The following is a 16,351-nucleotide window of genomic DNA, read 5'->3' as shown; positions in this document are numbered from 1 at the left end:
GGTCAGCCCGTGCGCAGTGCCCGCTCGACCGCGCGCGCCGCGGCGACCGGGTCGCCCTGCGGGCGCGTCGGGAACGCGGTGCGGTCGCGCGAGAACCGCTCGCCGATCGCCCACCAGTCGAACCGGGAGGTGACCGTCGCCTGGTCGGCCGGCAGCGGCTTCGCGAGCTCCGCCGACAGAGCCTGCAGGTAGGCGGCCCAGCGCGGCCGGTAGTAGCCGCCGGTCATCCCCGCCCAGTCGCGGTTGGCGTAGTCGTCGATCCGCACGTTGTCGAACACGCTGCCCGCGCGCTGCGCCCAGATCGTGAGGATCGAGCGCGCGTCGAACTCGAGGTCCGCCGCCTCCGCGTCGCTCTCGGCCCACGAGCGTGCGGCCGCGATCCACGGGCCCAGGAGGAAGCCGTCGCTCGTCGCCAGCAGCCGCTCCTGCAGGTCGAACAGCTCCAGGTACGCGGCGCTCAGCCGGTCGAACGCCGCCCGGTCGCGCGCGGCGTACGCGGCGTTCAGGCGGGGGAGCAGCACGCGGGCGCGGTTGGCGAGCACCTGCCGCGTCACGTCCACGAGGTCGTAGCGGTAGGTCGCCGTCCGGGCCAGTCGCGGCGCGGCCGCCAGCAGCCGCCGCCACGCGCCCTCGAGCTCCGCCGGGTCGTACTGCAGGACGTTCGGCGCGGCGCTGCCCGACCGGACCGCGGTCAGCGACGGCCGCGCGTTCAGCAGCGAGTCCGCCCCGCCGTAGGCGCCCGACTGCCCGTTGTCGCGCCCGTACGCGGTGCGCAGGATCGTCGCCCACGCCGCCTGCGCGTCGGGGTCGTCGCGCCCGTAGCGGTTGCGCACGCGCGCGCGCATCCACGCGCCCGCGTCCACCGGGCCCTCGCGCCACGCGAGATCGGCCAGGAACGACCACACGACCGGGTTGGTGTCGAACCCCTCCGGGGTGATCGCCACGCCCGAGAACGCGCCGCGGGCCGGGTCGGCCGCGGTCCGCGGGATCTGCTCCGCGTACTGCGTCAGCGGGCCGTACAGGGGGCGGCGGCCCCCGAAGTTCGTCAGCACGCCGCGCAGCCACGGCGCGCCGCCGTACCCGTCACGGTGCTTCCACGCCTCGCCGGTGAGGTCGACGACCATCAGCCTGGAGCGGTCGGCGACGTCGAGCACCGCCTGCGGCGGCGTCTCGAACAGGTCGCCGCGCTGCTCGGGGAACACGAGGCCCGGCACCGTCTTCCAGCCCTCCAGGTACCAGCGATAGTCGGGGGACGCGTCGCGCAGCGTCCGCTCGATCGTGCGGGCCACGGCGGCCGCGCCGCCCAGCGCGATCGGCGTGGATTCCTCGTGGAAGACGTTGACCGTGCGCGAGTCGATCCGCCCGAACAGCTCGTTCTGGTGCACGTACAGCCGCGAGGCGAACGCCGCGTACCCGGGCGTGCTCGGGTCGAGCATCGGCGCCGACGGTCCCGCCAGGTAGATCTGCGGGATCGCGACCGAGCCCGGGTTGCGGACCACGTAGTCCCACGGCACGGTGCCCGCGAACCCGGGGATCACCGGGTCGATGCCCAGCTCGTGCATGCGCCGCACGATCCGCCGGCCGAGCTCCGCGCGCCGTTCCATCAGCGACATCGACGGGGCGGGACCGAACTCCATGTGGTTGCCCAGCCACTGCCACGGCTGGTGCGCGGGGAGGACGAGCCAGTCGCGCGCCTCGCGGTCGTCGTAGCCGAACTCGCGCAGCGTCCGGTAGTAGGCGAGCTCCTGCCCGACCATCACCAGCGCCGCGTTGATGCCGCTGTAGGCGAGGTGATCGAGCTCGCGCTCCCACTCCGCCCACGACCAGTACGGGGTCGTGTAGCCGGCGACCGTGAAGTTGTTCGTGTATCGGACCCGGTACGGGCTCGTGCGGCGCAGCGGCCGACGGGGGAGCAGCGCCCGGGACGGGACGCGTCGCGCCTCGCGCGAGAGCTCCCCGCGCAGCACGTCCTCGACGTACACGCGCACCGCGCGGACCAGCGCGACCCGCGAGCTGCCGCGCAGCAGCACCCGGCCGCGGGACGCGCGCACCGACAGCGCGTCGAGCCCGTCCGCGCGGGCCGGGGTGAGCCGCAGCGTCAGGCACGACGCCAGCCGCGGCACCATGCGCCGGACCGCGGCCCGCACCGCCGCGGTGCCCGGCCCGTCCCCGGCGGCGCGCGTGGCGGTGCACGCGCGCTCGGGCGTCGCGGCCCGCGCCACGTCCGCCGTGCCCACCGTCAGCGCCACCACCAGCAGCGCGACCCGACCCCGTGATCCCCTCACTCCCCGAGTCTGCCGAAGGGCAGGAACGCGGTGCAACCCCGCCGCTCAGGGCAGCGCGCGGACCGTCGCCCGCGGCACGGCGGTGTCGAGCGGATGCACGCCGTGGCGCATCGACCACTGCACGAGGCCCGCGCGGGTGCTGACGCCGAGCTTGCCGTGCAGGCTCGCCCGGTGCGTCTCGACCGTGCGCCGGCTCAGCGACAGCGCGAGCGCGATCTCCGCGTTCGTGTGGCCGAGCACCAGCAGCCGCAGCACGTCGAGCTCGCGCGCGCTCAGCCCGTGCGCCTCGGCGTCCGGCCGGTCCGGGGTGGCGGCCAGGCGCGCCCCGAGGCTCGGGCTCAGGTAGGTGCCGCCGCGCAGCGCTGTGTCGATCGCGGCGAGCAGCTCGACGCCCGCCGCCTCCTTCAGCACGTAGCCCTGCGCCCCGTCGCGCAGCGCCCGCCGCGCGTACTCGGGCTCGGCCTGCATCGTCAGCATCACGATCACCGTGTGCGGCGACGCGGCGCGCAGGTCGGGCAGGCGGTCGAGGCTCGAGCCGCCCGGCATCGTCACGTCGAGCACGAGCACCGCCGGATGGTGCTGCGCCACGGCCGCGACCGCGGAGGAGGCGGTCTGGGCCTCGGCGACGACGACGATGCCGGGCTCGCCCTCCAGCAGGAGCCGCAGGCCGTCGCGCACCACCGCGTGGTCGTCGGCGAGAACGACCGTCCAGGGCGGATGGCTGGGAGAGGGCGACGACACGGCCCGAGTCTGGCGCCGCGCCGCGCCCCGGTCGTCCGGGGGAACCCCGCGACCGGGGTGCGGCGAACTACGGATCGACGCCTGCGGGCCGCACCGGCCCGTCCGAACCCCGGACGCCCGCTCCGTAGTTCCCCGCCGCAGGCCTGCGGCACCGACCGGAAGAGCGCTCGCGACCGGCGGCGCAGGATCCACGGCATGGACGCCCTCGACCTCGCCCGCTGGCAGTTCGGCATCACGACCGTCTACCACTTCCTGCTCGTGCCGATCACGATCGGCCTCAGCGGCCTCGTCGCGCTCATGCAGACCCGCTGGTACCGCACGGGGGACGAGCGCTACCTGCGCATGACGCGCTTCTGGGGCACGCTGCTGCTGATCAACTTCGCGCTCGGCGTCGCCACCGGCATCGTGCAGGAGTTCCAGTTCGGGATGGCGTGGAGCGAGTACTCGCGCTTCGTCGGGGACGTGTTCGGCGCGCCGCTGGCGATCGAGGGCCTCGCCGCGTTCTTCCTCGAGTCGACGTTCCTGGGCCTGTGGATCTTCGGCTGGGACCGCCTCCCCGCGCGCATCCACCTCGGCACGATCTGGGCGGTCTTCCTCGGCACCAACCTGTCCGCGTACTTCATCCTCGCCGCCAACGCCTGGATGCAGCGGCCCGTCGGCTCCGCGGTCAACCCGGTCAGCGGCCGCGCCGAGCTCACCTCGATCGTCGACGTGCTCACCAACCGCACGGCGCTGTTCGCCTACGGCCACACGCTCACCGCGTCGCTGGCGACCGCCGGGGCGATCCTCCTGGGCATCAGCGCCTGGCACCGCGCCCGCCGCCCCGACCACGACGCCGCGTTCTTCCGCACCTCCCTGACCTGGGGGCTGCGCACGACGCTCGTCGCCGCGCTCGCCACGATGGTCGTCGGGCACTTCTTCGGCCAGTGGATGACCCGCGTGCAGCCGATGAAGATGGCCGCCGCCGAGGCGCTCTACGAGTCCTCGGACCGCGCCGGCCTGTCGCTGCTGGCAATCGGCGGATTCGAGAAGTCCCCCGAGGAGCTCGCGTTCAACATCGAGGTGCCGCGGCTGCTGTCGTTCATGGCGACCAACAGCTTCAGCGGGCGCGTCCAGGGCATCGACGAGCTGCAGGCGCAGTACGAGCAGCGCTACGGGCCGGGCGACTACGTGCCCGTGCTCGCCGCGACCTACTGGTCGTTCCGGATCATGATCGGCACCGGCGTCCTGCTCGCCGCCCTCGCCGCCGCCGGCCTGTGGCTCGGCCGCCGGGGCCGCGAGCCCGGACGCTGGTTCGCGCGCGCCGCGATCGCCGCGATCTTCGCGCCGCTGATCGCCAACACGGCCGGGTGGATGTTCACCGAGATGGGCCGCCAGCCGTGGATCGTGCAGGGCCTGCTGCGCACGCAGGACGCCGTGTCGCCGCTGCCCGCCACGACCCTGCTCGCGTCGCTCGTCACCTTCACGCTGCTCTACGCGGCGCTCGCCGTGATCGAGCTGCGGCTGTTCACCCGCGTCGCCCGGCGCGGCCCCGACCCCGCCCCGCAGCCGGTCGGCGCCACCGCCGACGGCGAGGCGCTGCTGCCCGCCCTCGTCTACTGACCCCGTCCGCCGCCCCGACCCGAAAGCGCCCCGCACCATGAGCCTCGTCGACGTCTGGTTCGTCCTCATCGCCGTCCTCTGGGCCGGCTACCTGATCCTCGAGGGGTTCGACTTCGGGGTCGGCACGCTGCTGCACCTCGTCGGTCGCACGCCCGCCGAGCGCGCGCAGGCGCTGCGGACGATCGGCCCGGTCTGGGACGGCAACGAGGTCTGGCTGCTCGTCGCGGGCGGCGCGACCTTCGCCGCGTTCCCCGAGTGGTACGCGACGCTGTTCAGCGGCTACTACCTGGCGCTGACCGTGATCCTCGTCGCGCTGATCGTGCGGATCATGGCGCTCGAGTACCGCAACAAGCACGACGACCCGGCCTGGCGTCGGCGCTGGGACGCCGCGATCGTCGTGTCGAGCGCGCTGCCCGCGGTCCTGTGGGGGGTGGCGTTCGCGAACATCGTCGGCGGCAGCCCGCTCGCGGCCGACGGCTCGTTCGCCGGGAACGTCCTGGACCTCCTGCGGCCGTACACCGTCCTCGGCGGGCTGACGACCCTGTCGCTGTTCTGCCTGCACGGCGCGCACTTCCTCGCGCTGCGCACCGAGGGCCCGGTGCGGGACCGCGCCACGGCGCTCGCCACCCGGATGTGGGCGCCGACCGTGCTCGTCGTCGCGGGCTTCGCGGTCTGGACGCTCGCCGACGCGCAGGTCGTGCGCCCGCTCGCGGTGGGCGGCACCGCGGCCGCCGCGCTCGCGCTGCTCGCCGTCCTGCCCGCGCACCGCGCCGGCCGGGAGGGACGCGCGTTCGCGCTCACGACCGTCGCGATCGCGGGCGCCGTCGTGCTCCTCTTCGCCACCCTGTTCCCGGACGTCATGGTGTCCTCCGGGCCCGGCCCCGACCTGACGATGCAGGCGGCCGCCTCGACCGACCGCACGCTCACCGTGATGACCGTGGTCGCCGCCGTGATGACCCCGGTGGTCCTGCTCTACCAGGGCTGGACCTACTGGGTCTTCCGCGCGCGCGTGCGACCCGAGGGCACCGGGGACGTCCGCACCCCGCTGGACCTCCTGGACCGCCGCGCGGGCGGCGTGGCGTGATGCGCCTCACACGGACACGCAGCGGCGTCACCGACGGGCCGCGCGAGCCGTCGCTGTTCGCGGCGATCCCGGCGCTGCGCCGGCAGGCCGTCCTGGCCGGCGCGCTCGCGCTGCCGATCGCCGCGGCGATCGTCGTGCAGGCGGCCGCGCTCGCCGCCGCGGTCGACGCCGGACTCGCCGGGCGCGACTGGTCGACCGCCCGCGGCGCGATCGCCGCGCTCGTGGGCGCGGTGCTCGCCCGCGCCGCGCTCACCGCGCTCGCGGAGATCCGCGGCCGCCGCGCCGGCGGCGCCGCGATGGCCGACCTGCGCGCCCGGATCGTCGGCGCGACGCTCCGCGCCGGGGCGGCCGATCGCGGTGCGCGGCGTGCGGGCGAGCTCGGCGTGCTGCTCGTCCAGGGCGGCGACGCGGTCGAGCGCTGGGCCGGCCGGGTCCTGCCGCAGATGGCGCTGGCCGTCACCGTCCCCGTCGTCGCGCTGACCGCGATCGCGGTGCTCGACCCGCTGAGCGCCGCGCTGCTCGCCCCGACGCTGCCGCTGCTGATCCTCTTCCTCGTCCTCGCGGGCGGTGACGCGCGCCGCGTCGCGCAGGAGCGATCCGCCGCGCTGTCCCTCCTCGGCGCCCACCTGCTCGATGTCGTCCGCGGCCTGCCGTTGCTGCGCAGCGTCGGACGCGAGCACGTCCAGTCCGAGCAGCTCCACCGGGCCGGCCGCGCGTACCGCACGGCGACGATGCAGACGCTGCGCAGCGCGTTCGTCAGCAGCTTCGCGCTCGAGTTCGTCGCGATGCTCGGCACCGCGCTGGTCGCGGTCGTCGCGGGGGTGCGCCTGGTCGACGGCAGCCTCGCGTTCGCGCCCGCGCTGACCGTCCTGCTGCTCGCCCCGGAGATCTACGGGCCGCTGCGCCGCGCCGGCGTCGAGTACCACGCGGCCGCCGACGCCCGCGCGACGCTGACCCGGCTGCTCGCCGTCCTCGGCACGACGGGGGAGGAGCGCCCGCCCGGCCGTGCCGTCCCCGGGCACGCCGAGCGGGCCGTCGTGCGCGTCGAGAGCGCGGTCGTGCGGCCCGACGGGGCGGACCGCGACGTCCTGCGTGGCCTGGACCTCGAGCTGCGCCGTGGCGAGATCGCCGCCGTCGTCGGGCCCAGCGGCAGCGGCAAGTCGACGCTGCTGCGCGTCCTGCTGGGCCTGCAGCCGCTGCACGCCGGGCGGGTGCGCTGCGGGCCGACCGACCTGCAGGACCTCGACCCGGACGCCTGGCGGGCGGGGATCGCCTGGATGCCCCAGCGGCCCGCCGTGCTGCCCGCGACGCTCGCCGAGAACCTGCGGCTCGCTCGCGGCGACGCCGACGACGCCGCCCTGTGGGGTGCCCTGCGCGACGCGGGGCTCGCCACGTGGGCGCACGCCCTGCCCGGCGGGCTCGACGCGCGCCTGGGGGAGGGCGGGGTGGCGGTGAGCGCCGGGGAGCGCCGCCGGCTCGCGCTCGCCCGGGTCGCCCTGCGCGACCCGTGGCTCGTGCTCGCCGACGAGCCGACCGCGAACCTCGACCTCGTGACGGCCGCGCTCGTCCGCGACACCCTCGCCCGCATCGTCGAGGGCCGCACCGCCGTGCTCGTCACGCACGAGCCGCAGCTGCTCCCGATCGCGACCGTCACGGTCCGGCTCGACGCCGGGCGCGTCGCCTCCCGCGCGCGGGCGGTGGCCGCATGACCGCGCGCGGCTGGTGGCGCGACGCCGACCGCGACGACCGGCGCCGGCTCGCGCTCGCCGTCCTGCTCGGGACGGCGGCGACGCTCGCGAGCCCCGCGCTGCTCGCGCTGTCCGGCTTCCTGCTCGCCCGCGCCGCGCAGGCCCCGCCGATCCTGACGCTCGGCGCGGCGATCGTCGGCGTGCGGTTCTTCGGCCTCCTGCGCGCGGCCGCCCGCTACGCCGAGCGGCTCGTCGGGCACGACCTCGCGCTCGGACGGCTGGGCCGCGAGCGGGTCGCGCTGTTCGAGGCGCTGACGCCGCACGTGCCCGGCCGGCTCGGCACGCGCACGTCCGCCGACGTCCTCGACGGGCTCGTCGCCGACGTCGACCGGCTGGCGGACCTGCCCGTCCGCGTCGTCGTGCCCGCCTGCTCGATCGCCCTCGCGGCCGGGGCGTGCGTCCTGGCCGCGACGCTCCTGCTGCCCGCGGCGGGGCCCGTGCTCGCCGCCGCCCTTGGCCTCCAGGCGCTCCTGCTCGCCGTCCCCGCCGGGCGCGCCGCGGCGCTCGACGCCGACGCGCGGGCCGCCGCGCGCGCCGCGCTGCAGCAGGAGCTCGTCACGACGCTCGACGCGTCGGCGGAGCTCGTCGCCTGGGGGGCCGCCGGGCGGCAGACGACCCGGGTCGCCGCCGCGGGCGCGCGGGTCGACGCGCTCGCCGGCCGGGCCGCGCGCCTGGCATCCGGGGGGACCGCCACGACCATCGCCGCGGGCGCCTGGACCCTCGCGGCGCTGCTGGCCGTCGCGCTGCCCGCCGCGGCCGACGGCCGCCTCGACGGCGTCCTCGTCGCGGCGCTCGCGCTCCTCGGACTCGGCGCCACCGAGGTGCTCGGCGGCCTGCCCGACGTCCTCGTCGCCCGCCGCGAGGTGGCGACCGCCGCGCAGCGACTCGCCGCCCTGGTGCCCGACGCGCCGCCGCGAACGGGCGACGAGCACCCTGCCGACGGGAGCGTCCACGTCCGCGACCTGCGGCTCTCCCGCGGCGGCCGGACGATCCTCGACGGCGTCGACCTCGACGTCGCCGCCGGCGAGCGCGTCGCGCTCACCGGGCCGTCCGGGTGCGGCAAGTCGACGCTCGTCGACGTGCTCCTCGGCTTCGTCGACCCCGACCCCGCGAGTGGTGCCGTGACGGTCGGCGGGGCGGACGTCACCCGTGCCGACGGCGCCGCGCTGCGACGCACGGTCCGCTGGGCGCCGCAGGACCCGCACGTCTTCCCGACGACGATCGCCGCGAACGTCCGCGTCGCGGCCCCCGACGCCGACGACGCCACCGTCGAGGCCGCGCTGCGCGCGGTCGGCGCCGGACCGTGGCTCGACCGGCTGCCGCGCGGCATCCACACGCGCCTGGGCGAGCTCGGCGAGCACGCCTCCGGCGGCGAGCGCCAGCGGATCGGCCTCGCGCGCGCCCTGCTCGGCGGCGGCCGCCTCGTCGTCCTCGACGAGCCCGCCAGCCAGCTCCCGCGGGCGGACGCGCTCGCCGCGCTCACCGCCGTCGCCGACGCCGACCCCACCCGCGGCGTCCTCCTCGTCACCCACCGCCCCGAGGAGCTCGCGCTCGCCGACCGCGAGGTGCACCTGACCCCGGGCGGCTGACCCGCCGCCGGGGTAGCCTGCCCGCGATGCCCACGCGCAGCCCCGACGCCCGCGCGGCCGCGCTCGGCCGGCTCCTGGAGGTCGGCCGGTCGCTGACCGCCGAGCTCGAGCTCGAGCCGCTGCTCGAGCGGATCCTCGCGACCGCGCGCGAGCTGACCGGGGCGCGCTACGCGGCGATCGGCGTCCTGGACGAGGACCGCCGCGCGCTCGCGCGCTTCGTCACCGCCGGGGTCGGCGCCGAGACGCAGGCGGCGATCGGGCACCTCCCGCGCGGACAGGGGATCCTCGGCCTGCTGATCGACCGGCCCGAGCCGCTGCGCCTCGCCGACGTGTCCGCGCACCCGCGGAGCTTCGGCTTCCCCGCCGGCCACCCGCCGATGCGCGCGTTCCTCGGCGTGCCGATCCTCATCCGCGGCGAGGCGTGGGGCAACCTCTACCTGACCGAGAAGACCGGGGCCGACGACTTCGACGAGGACGACGTCGAGGCGGTCGTCGTCCTCGCCGAGTGGGCCGCGGTCGCGGTCCACAACGCCAGGCTCTACGGGGAGGCGGCCGAGCAGCGCGCCTCGCTGCAGGCCGCGGTCGGCCGCCTGGAGGCGACGATCGACGTCGCGCTCGCGCTCGGCGGCGAGACCGACCTCAAGGCGCTGCTGGAGCTGATCGCCCGGCGCGCCCGCGCGCTCGTCGACGCGGACGCGCTGCTGATCTGGCTGCAGGACGGGCCCGACCTGCGGATCGCCGCCAGCGACGGCAGCGCCCGCGTCCCGCCGGACGCGGCGATCCCGCTGGAGGGCTCCACCTCCGGGCAGGTCATCCGCGACGGGCGGCCCGTGCGCATCGACGACGTGCGCACCGGGCTGCGCGTGAGCCCCGCCGCGTTCGGGATGGCCGACGCGCGCAGCGCGCTGCTCGTGCCGCTCGTGCACCGCGGCCGGTCCTTCGGGCTGCTCGCCGCGTTCGACCGGCTGGGGGACACGGCGACGTTCGCCCGCGACGACGAGCGCGCCCTGCAGTCGTTCGCGGCGAGCGCGGCGAGCGCGGTCGCGACCGCCCGCAGCGTCGAGGCGCAGCGCCTGCGCGACACCATCGCCGGGGCCGAGCGCGAGCGCGCGCGGTGGGCGCGCGAGCTCCACGACGAGACGCTGCAGGGCATGGCGTCGCTCAAGCTCGCGCTGACCGCCGCGTCCCGCACCGAGGGGGAGCGCTCGCGCGAGGTCCTGGCGCTCGCCATGGACCGCCTCGACGGGGACATCGCGGCGCTGCGCGCGATCATCAGCGACCTGCGGCCCGCCGCCCTGGACGAGCTCGGACTCGTCGCCGCGCTGCGCACGCTGCTGGACCGCACCGCCGCCGACCACGGCCTCGCGGTCGCGCTCACCGAGTCGCTGGGGGAGGCGCGCATCGAGCCCGAGATCGAGACGGTCGCCTACCGCATCGCGCAGGAGGCGCTCAGCAACGTCGCCAAGCACGCGCGCGCCACGCACGTGACGCTCGGCATCGACCGCGTCGACGACCGGCTCGTCGTCACCGTCGGCGACGACGGCGTGGGCGGCGTCGCCGAGCGGCCCGGCGGCTTCGGCCTGGCGGGCATGCGCGAGCGGGCCGCCCTGGCGGGCGGCGCGGTGCGGATCCGCTCCGGGGCGGCCGGCACGACCGTGACCGCCACACTGCCACTGGACTGAGCGCCCGGCGCCCGGAGGGGGTCAAGCCCGGCGCCGCTCGCGCCGATGCGCCACGTACGGACCCCGTCCGCCCGTGCCATGCCGGACCTCCCCGCGACCCTCCCGTCACCGTCCCCCGCCGACCCGCCGTCCGCCCGGGCGCGGCTGCGGGCGGGCCTGCCGACCGGGTCCTCGCTGCCGCCGCAGGAGTTCGCGCGCCGCCACCGGCTGCTGCTCGCCCTGCTGTGGCTGCACGTGCCCGCCCTGCTCGCGCTCGGCCTCGTGCAGGGCGTCGGCCTCGCGCACGCGACGGTCGAGGCGCTCGTCGTCGCCGTACCCGCGGCGCTCGCGACCTGGGTGCTCACCGCCCGCAAGCCCGCGGCCGCGCTCGTCGCGCTCGGCCTGATCAGCGCGTCCGCGGTGACCGTGCACCTGTCGGGCGGCTACATCGAGGCGCACTTCCACTTCTTCGTGATGATCGTCGCGCTGACGCTCTACGAGGACTGGCTGACCTTCGGGATCGCCGCCGGCTACGTGCTGCTGCACCACGGCCTGATGGGCGGCCTCGCGCCCGAGACCGTCTACAACCACCCCGGCGCCGTCGAGCACCCGTGGCGCTGGGCGGCCGTGCACGCCGGGGCGGTCGCCGCCGCCGGCGGGTTCGCGATCGTCGCCTGGCGGCAAAGCGAGGAGGCCCGGCTGCGCCAGCGTCAGGCGCTGCACCGCGCGCTCGTCGCCGAGGAGCGCGCCCGCGCCGCCGCCGCCGACCTCGCCCGCTCCAACGAGGACCTCCAGCGGTTCGCCTACGTGGCCTCCCACGACCTGTCCGAGCCGCTGCGGACCGTCTCCTCGTTCCTCGGGCTGCTCGAGCGCCGCCACGGCGACCGCCTGGACGACGAGGCCCGCGAGTTCGTCCACTGGGCGGTCGACGGCTCCGCGCGGATGCAGCGGATGATCGACGACCTGCTCGAGTTCTCCCGCGCCGGACGCGAGGAGCCGCAGCTCGCGCCCGTCGACCCGGCCGCGCTGACGCACGAGGTGCTCGGCGGACTGCAGGCCCGGCTCGACGGCACCCGGTCACGGATCGAGGTCGCCGCGATGCCCGCCGTGCTCGCCGACCGCGGCCAGCTCGCGCTCGTGCTGCAGAACCTGCTCGCCAACGCCGTGAAGTTCGCCGACCCGCAGCGGCGGCTCGTCGTCCGTGTCGAAGGCCACCGGCGCGGCGACCGCGTCGAGCTCGCCGTCCAGGACAACGGCGTCGGCATCGCGGAGGAGCACCGCGAGTCCGTGTTCGAGACCTTCGGCCGCCTGCACGGCCGCGAGATCGACGGGTCCGGCATCGGCCTGTCGGTCTGCCGGCGGGTCGTCGAGCGCCACGGCGGCCGGATCTGGATCGAGGACCCCGCGACCGGTCCCGGCACCCGCTTCGTGCTCACGCTGGCCGCGGCGCCGGACGCACCTCCCGGCGCGCTCAGCGCAGCGGACGCCACTCGAGCGTCCGCTCCCGGAGATCCACCAGCAGCCACGACGGCCGCGACCCCGTGAGCGCCCCCGGGCACGCGAGCAGCCGCTCCTCGCCGGCCCGGACCACGCCGCGGGTCGCGAGCTTCCGCGCGTGCGGCGCGGTGTCGGTCGCCGCCCACAGCCGCCGCGTGTGCGTGTGCCCGTGCAGCGCCAGCCAGCCGGGCGCGGCGCGCAGCAGCCGGCCCGCCTGCAGCGGCGTGGTCACGAACTCCAGGTAGGGGTCGTCGAGACTGCCGTGCACGAGGCCGACCCCGTGACGCTCCTCCACCGCCGACCAGTCCTGCACCGCCGCCGCGGTCGCCGCGTCGAACAGGCCCCGCTGGAGCGCCCACAGCTCGTGGTTGCCCGCGAGCACGAGGTCGCACAGGTCGGTGGCTCGCGCGACCGCGTCGGCGAGGACGGCGGGCGGCGCGCCGAGCAGCGCGTCGACGACGTCGCCCAGGCACCACAGCTCCTCGGCGCCCTCCTCGCGCGCGAGCGCCGCGACCCGCGCCAGGCGCGTCACGTGCAGATGGACGTCTGCGCACACGGCGACCAGCACGGCCGCCGACCCTACCCGTCCGGTCGCGCCGGATAGGCTCGCGCCGGTCGCCGCACCCCAGCAGGAGGAGACCTCGTGGGACAGTGCAGGACCCGGCACGCGCTCGCCGTGCTCACCGCCGCCGTCACCGTCGGCGCGGTCGCCGTGCCCGCCGCCGCGCACCTGCCCGGGCGCGCGCTGCCCGCGATCGAGGGACCGACGCTGCCGGCCAACGACCTCGAGGCGCTGCTGTCGCTCACCGGCGGGCAGGTCGTGCAGTCCTTCGGCGTGGCCACCCGGGCGCCGGAGCCGCCGCTGCGGCCCGTCCCGCGCGCCGACTGCGGTCCCGGCTCCCGGCCCCTGCAGGGCGAGATCCAGGGCCGCGTCTCCCGCGCCGACCTCGACGCCCCGGAGGCCGCCCGCGGCTACACCTGCAACGTCAGCCCGCTCGGCCGCTACCCGACGGCCGGCGGCTTCCGCACCTGGCGCTACGTCGACCCCGCCGGGCACGAGTGCGCCTTCTACGACACGTCGCTGCCCGCGCCCGCCAACGTCGTCTCGGTGGCCGCCGGCCCGACCCCGGGCGTCGTCGTGCTCGACATGAGCGACCCGCAGCAGCCGAAGCGCACCGCGCTGCTCACCACGCTCGCGATGCTCGCCCCGCACGAGTCGCTGAACCTCAACGCGCGGCGCGGCCTGCTCGCCGCGGTCGTCGGCAACGGCCTCACGCTCCCCGGGTCGATGGCGATCTACGACGTCGCCACCGACTGCCGCCGGCCGCGGCTGCTGGCCGAGATGCCGACCGCGTACGGGCACGAGAGCGGCTTCGCCCCGGACGGCAACACGTTCTGGATCGCGGGCGGCGGCGGCGAGGTCATCGCGGTCGACGTGCGCGACCCGCGCGTCCCGCGGACGGTCTGGCGTGGCGTCCTGTACTCGCACGGGCTGAACCTCTCCGACGACGGCCGCACGCTCTTCCACACCGACCCGATCAACGGCAACCTCGGGATCCTCGACGTGTCCGAGGTCCAGGACCGCCGGCCGGACCCGACCGTCCGCCAGCTCAGCCGCATCACCTGGGACACCGTGTCGGTCCCGCAGAACACCGTGCCGCTGACGATCCGCGGCCGCCGGTACCTGCTCGAGTTCGACGAGTTCGCGTTCCGCTTCAACCCGCCGACCGTCGCGAACCGGGCCGGCGCGGCGCGGCTGATCGACATCGAGGACCCGCGCGCGCCGCGCGTCACCTCGAACCTGCGGCTGGAGGCGAACATGCCCGAGACCCGCGCGAAGCTCCTCGCCGACCCCGTCGCGCTGCCGCTCGCGTTCGGCTACGCCGCGCACTACTGCGCGGCGCCGCGCGAGGTCGACCCGGTGATCGTGGCCTGCTCGTTCATCAACTCGGGACTGCGCGTGTTCGACGTCCGCGACCCGGAGAACCCGCGCGAGGTCGCCTACTACGTGGCGCCCGAGGGCGGGGAGGGGCTCGCCGCGACGACGCCCGGCAACCTCGCGCTCAGCCAGCCCGCGTTCGATCCCGTCCGGCGGGAGGTCTGGTACACCGACGCGACCTCCGGCTTCCACGCCCTGCGCCTGGACGAGCGCGCCTGGCCCGCCGACCCGCCGCCCACCCGCTGCGTGTCGCAGCGGACCGTGACGATCACGCTGCCCCGCCACTACGCCTCGGCACACGTGACCTACCTCGGTCGCCGCGCGCGCGTCACGCGCACGCGCGGGCGGCTGCGCGCGCGGATCGACCTGCGCGGCCAGCCCGTCCGCACCGTGACGGTGCGGGTCACCGGTCGCTCGAAGGCGGGCACCGCGGTGCGGCAGACGCGGCGGTTCCTCACCTGCCGCGGCCGCGGCTGAGCGGGCGGCTCAGCGGCGGCGCGGCACGCGCGGACGGTCGAGCTCGGCGAGCCCGAAGTAGGTCATCGTGTCGAGCGGGTCGAGCCGCAGGACGTGCAGGATGCCCAGCACGCCCAGGAAGGTGAGGTTGATGCCCAGCAGCACCAGCAGCAGCGCGGTTATGAACACCGCTGCAAATTCGGCGCGCGCCGCCCGGCTCCTTCCGCGAGCGCCCGTCCTCACGGGCCGAGGTGGCCGGTCTGCTTGGGTAGAGGGATGCTCAGCGTCAACGCCTACGGGGCGCACGCGGCCGACGAGCCGCTCGTCCCGCTCACCATCGACCGTCGCGACGTCGGCCCCAAGGACGTCCTCATCGACATCCGCTACTGCGGCATCTGCCACTCGGACATCCACCACACGCGCGGCGAGTGGGGCCCCGCGCCCCGGCCCGCCGTGCCGGGCCACGAGATCGCCGGCGTCGTCGCCGCGGTCGGCGCGGAGGTGACGAAGTACGCGGAGGGCGACCGGGTCGGCGTCGGCTGCATGGTCAACTCCTGTCGCGTCTGCGAGTACTGCGAGCGCGGTGACGAGCAGTACTGCGTCGAGGGCAACATCCAGACCTACGGCTCCACGGACCGCGACGGCACCGTCACCCGCGGCGGCTACTCGCAGAAGGTCGTCGTCGACGAGGACTTCGTCGTGCGCATCCCCGACGGCCTCGAGCTCGACGTCGCCGCGCCGCTGCTGTGCGCCGGGATCACGACGTACTCGCCGCTGCGCCACTGGGGCGCCGGCCCCGGCTCGCAGGTCGCGGTCGTCGGCATGGGCGGCCTCGGCCACCTGGCGGTGAAGATCGCGGTCGCGATGGGCGCCCACGTGACCGTGCTGTCGCAGACGCTCAGCAAGCAGGAGGACGGCAAGCGCCTGGGCGCGGAGGCGTACTACGCCACGAGCGACCGCGCGACGTTCAAGGAGCTGCGCAACCGCTTCGACCTGATCATCAACACGGTCAGCGCGAAGGTCGACCTGACCGCGTTCATCAACCTGCTGAAGACCGACGGGGCGATGATCAACGTCGGCGCGCCGCCGGAGCCGATGCCGGTCGCCGTGTTCCCGCTGCTGCTGCAGCGCCGCACGTTCGCGGGCTCCTGCATCGGCGGGATCGCCGAGACCCAGGAGATGCTCGACTTCTGCGCCGAGCACGGCATCGCCGCGGAGATCGAGACGATCGGCGCCGAGCAGATCAACGACGCCTGGGAGCGCGTGATGAAGTCCGACGTGCGCTACCGGTTCGTGATCGACACGACCACCCTGTGACGTACCGCTGACCGTGCCGAGCACCGCTGCCGACCTCACCGACGACGCGCTCGCGTTCCTCGCCGAACGCCACCTGTGCACCTGCACGACGCTGCGCGCCGACGGGACGCCCCACGCGACCCCGACGGGGTTCACGTGGGATCCGGCGGCGGGGCTCGCCCGCGTCATCTGCAGCGGCACGAGCCAGAAGGCCCGCAACGTGCGGGCCACCGGGCGCGTGGCGCTGTGCTCGGTCGACGGGCGCCGCTGGCTGACCCTCGAGGGTCCGGCGGTCGTCCGCGAGGACCCCGCCTCGGTGGCCGACGCGGAGGCGCGCTACGCCGCCCGCTACCAGCAGCCGCGCGAGAACCCGCGGCGCGTCGTCATCGAGGTCGCGGTCGATCGCGTGCTCGGCTGGCAGGCGTTCCGCGCCGACCGCTGACGCGCCGCGCC

General features: G+C 76.2%; 13 protein-coding genes. 9 read left to right on the top strand and 4 right to left on the bottom strand.

Annotated elements, in window-relative coordinates:
• Positions 1–2 precede the first annotated feature (2 nt).
• Together C7Y72_RS18100 and C7Y72_RS18095 are read right to left on the bottom strand one after the other, a co-directional pair.
• Positions 3–2,285 carry an alpha-N-acetylglucosaminidase gene (locus C7Y72_RS18100; RefSeq protein WP_146175443.1) on the bottom strand — a complete coding sequence of 761 codons (2,283 nt, stop codon included), beginning with the start codon at positions 2,283–2,285 and terminating at the stop codon, positions 3–5.
• 45 nt (positions 2,286–2,330) lie between these two features.
• The gene (locus C7Y72_RS18095) at positions 2,331–3,026 is read right to left on the bottom strand and encodes a response regulator (RefSeq protein WP_107570600.1); all 696 of its coding nucleotides are present in this window, start codon (positions 3,024–3,026) and stop codon (positions 2,331–2,333) included.
• A gap of 195 nt (positions 3,027–3,221) precedes the next feature.
• Between C7Y72_RS18095 and C7Y72_RS18090 the strand changes: the two genes are divergently transcribed.
• The 6 genes from C7Y72_RS18090 to C7Y72_RS18065 all read left to right on the top strand — a co-directional run bounded on the left by C7Y72_RS18090 (position 3,222) and on the right by C7Y72_RS18065 (position 12,255).
• Positions 3,222–4,628 (top strand): cytochrome ubiquinol oxidase subunit I, encoded by a 1,407-nt coding sequence (locus tag C7Y72_RS18090; protein WP_107570599.1) that lies wholly within the window; start codon positions 3,222–3,224, stop codon positions 4,626–4,628.
• A 37-nt stretch (positions 4,629–4,665) separates the two neighbouring features.
• A complete protein-coding gene (cydB, locus tag C7Y72_RS18085) occupies positions 4,666–5,712 on the top strand; it encodes a cytochrome d ubiquinol oxidase subunit II (RefSeq protein ID WP_107570598.1) in 1,047 nt (348 codons plus the stop codon).
• Positions 5,712–7,421 (top strand): thiol reductant ABC exporter subunit CydD, encoded by a 1,710-nt coding sequence (gene cydD / locus C7Y72_RS18080; RefSeq protein WP_107570597.1) that lies wholly within the window; start codon positions 5,712–5,714, stop codon positions 7,419–7,421. The genes cydB and cydD overlap by 1 nt, the downstream gene beginning before the upstream one ends.
• Complete coding sequence (gene cydC / locus C7Y72_RS18075; RefSeq protein ID WP_107570596.1) at positions 7,418–9,049, top strand: thiol reductant ABC exporter subunit CydC; 1,632 nt, start codon at positions 7,418–7,420, stop codon at positions 9,047–9,049. Before cydD ends, cydC begins: the two co-directional genes overlap by 4 nt.
• A 26-nt stretch (positions 9,050–9,075) precedes the next feature.
• Positions 9,076–10,731: a sensor histidine kinase gene (locus C7Y72_RS18070; RefSeq protein ID WP_107570595.1), complete on the top strand. Its 1,656-nt coding sequence runs from the start codon at positions 9,076–9,078 to the stop codon at positions 10,729–10,731.
• Positions 10,732–10,809: 78 nt separating this feature from the next.
• Positions 10,810–12,255, top strand: a complete 1,446-nt coding sequence (locus C7Y72_RS18065; protein ID WP_107570594.1) for a sensor histidine kinase — start codon at positions 10,810–10,812, stop codon at positions 12,253–12,255.
• Here the strand turns inward: C7Y72_RS18065 and C7Y72_RS18060 are convergent.
• A complete protein-coding gene (locus C7Y72_RS18060) occupies positions 12,182–12,775 on the bottom strand; it encodes a metallophosphoesterase family protein (protein ID WP_158276922.1) in 594 nt (197 codons plus the stop codon). The genes C7Y72_RS18065 and C7Y72_RS18060 overlap by 74 nt on opposite strands.
• A gap of 75 nt (positions 12,776–12,850) precedes the next feature.
• Between C7Y72_RS18060 and C7Y72_RS18055 the strand changes: the two genes are divergently transcribed.
• On the top strand, positions 12,851–14,623 hold the full coding sequence (locus C7Y72_RS18055; protein ID WP_158276921.1) for an LVIVD repeat-containing protein: 1,773 nt from the start codon (positions 12,851–12,853) through the stop codon (positions 14,621–14,623).
• Positions 14,624–14,632: 9 nt separating this feature from the next.
• On the opposite strand, the gene C7Y72_RS23470 is transcribed toward C7Y72_RS18055, so the two are convergent.
• Positions 14,633–14,791 (bottom strand): hypothetical protein, encoded by a 159-nt coding sequence (locus tag C7Y72_RS23470; protein ID WP_154732477.1) that lies wholly within the window; start codon positions 14,789–14,791, stop codon positions 14,633–14,635.
• A gap of 87 nt (positions 14,792–14,878) precedes the next feature.
• Here C7Y72_RS23470 and C7Y72_RS18050 point away from each other — a divergent pair, with 87 nt between their 5' ends.
• Complete coding sequence (locus C7Y72_RS18050; protein ID WP_107570591.1) at positions 14,879–15,919, top strand: NAD(P)-dependent alcohol dehydrogenase; 1,041 nt, start codon at positions 14,879–14,881, stop codon at positions 15,917–15,919.
• 13 nt (positions 15,920–15,932) lie between these two features.
• Positions 15,933–16,340: a PPOX class F420-dependent oxidoreductase gene (locus tag C7Y72_RS18045; protein WP_107570590.1), complete on the top strand. Its 408-nt coding sequence runs from the start codon at positions 15,933–15,935 to the stop codon at positions 16,338–16,340.
• Positions 16,341–16,351 lie beyond the last annotated feature (11 nt).

Origin of the sequence: Paraconexibacter algicola (assembly GCF_003044185.1) — a bacterium.
GTDB classification, from domain to species: domain Bacteria; phylum Actinomycetota; class Thermoleophilia; order Solirubrobacterales; family Solirubrobacteraceae; genus Paraconexibacter; species Paraconexibacter algicola.
Note: the sequence above shows the minus strand (reverse complement) of the source record. Positions and strands in the feature narration are given on the sequence as shown.